Raw genomic sequence first — 1,584 nt, 5'->3', positions numbered from 1 at the left:
TCCCGCCGCGTGCGCCACCGCCTCTGATTCCAACTCGTGAAGCCACGGAGGCCACCGCCTCCAACCCGGCGCGCCCCCGACCGTCGGCGTCTACGAGCCGAGGCTGACGCTTGGCTCGAATTCGGGCAGAATCCCCAGTCTAGGCCGTTACCACATCCGCCTTCGTCGCAACGACAGATCATACGCGCACACTGCGTGCTCTTTGTCGGTATCCGCTTTGAGCGCCCCCTCGGCTTCGAAAAGCTATTTTCTATTCCCCCGCACAGCCTTGACCACGGGCTCGTCCAACAAACGGTTCAGATCGTCGCTCGCTGCGCTCGGACGATCTAACCTTATTCGTTAGGTGTCAAGTCCCGCGAGATGATAGACCGGCCTTCTGAAGCGTTCGGGGCATTTCTGTTGCCAGCTCTTGAGTGCTTGAATCGGCGAGACGTGTCCCAGCGCTTTCTGTGGGATCTGGTGATGGTATCACCGCACGTAGCCGGCGAGGGTGTCCGCCAGGTTCTGCGCGGAGTCGAAGCGGGTGGTGGCGAGCACGTCGGCGATGCGCCCATTGAAGCGTTCCACCATGCCGTTGGTCTGCGGATGGCGGGGGGCAATGAGCCGGTGTTCGATGCCATGACGTGCACAGCCCTGGTCAAAGAGATGGTGCCCGGTTGGTTCGCGTTCACCGGTGGCGCAGAAGCGGTCGGTGAATTCCTTGCCGTTGTCGGTGAGGATCTTCTCAATCGTGAAGGGCGCTTTGTCGATCAGGCGCCGCAGGAAATCGCGGGCATTGGCGGCGGTTTTCTCCGGTAAGATGTCGACGTCGACCCAGCGCGAGGCGCGATCAATCGCGACGAACAGATACTGGTGCGCCGGCTCGTCCGGCATCTGCGGCAGGTCTTTGACATCGACGTGAACGAAGCCGGGCGCATAATCCTTGAAGGTCTTGACCGGTTTGGTTTCCCCTTCGGGTGGCGGGATCAGGGCGCTGAGGTTGGACACCCCGTGGCGGCGCAGACAGCGATCCAAGCCCGAACGCGAGACCTCGGGGTGGATGAACTCGCGGGTGACCGCCAGCAGATCGTCCAGCGGCAGTAACAGAGTCTGGCGCAGCGCCACCACCACCTGCTCCTGGACCGGGCTCAAGGTAGCGTGAATCCGGTGTGGACGGTGGGAGGCATCCTGACCGGTTTCACGCCGCCGCCATTTGCGCACGGTGGCGCGATTCAGATGGTATTCGCGCGCCAGTTCGCGCTCCGATTTCGTCGAGGCGCGCAATTCCTGACGAATCGCGGGGGTGGTGCGAGCGTTGCGATGCAGATTCAGCTTCATGGTCAGGTATCCCGTCAGGTCGGTGATGGCGTTGTTGGCAGGGGGCGCTTGGTCGCTCTCAGCTCATCGCTGAGTGTGCGCAGCGCCTCGCGGACCTGGAACAAAGGATAGCTCCTGAGCGGAATATAATCATACGGGACGCGACAGCGATAATGAGGCTGAGACAAAGCGCTATCTCACTGAAAAATGGCCGATTATTCGGCGCGTTGCGAAAAAGATGCAGGCCGACATCTTCTTCGAGGACGAAGCCGGTGTGGGCATCCTGAC

Annotated in this window: 1 pseudogene; it reads right to left on the bottom strand. The window is 61.5% G+C overall.

Annotated elements, in window-relative coordinates:
• Positions 1–339 precede the first annotated feature (339 nt).
• Positions 340–1,317: pseudogene (locus QZY07_RS21040) on the bottom strand (IS481 family transposase).
• Positions 1,318–1,584 lie beyond the last annotated feature (267 nt).

The sequence above is a fragment of the uncultured Thiocystis sp. genome (genome assembly GCF_903866365.1).
Taxonomy (GTDB): domain Bacteria; phylum Pseudomonadota; class Gammaproteobacteria; order Chromatiales; family Chromatiaceae; genus Chromatium.
Note: the sequence above shows the minus strand (reverse complement) of the source record. Positions and strands in the feature narration are given on the sequence as shown.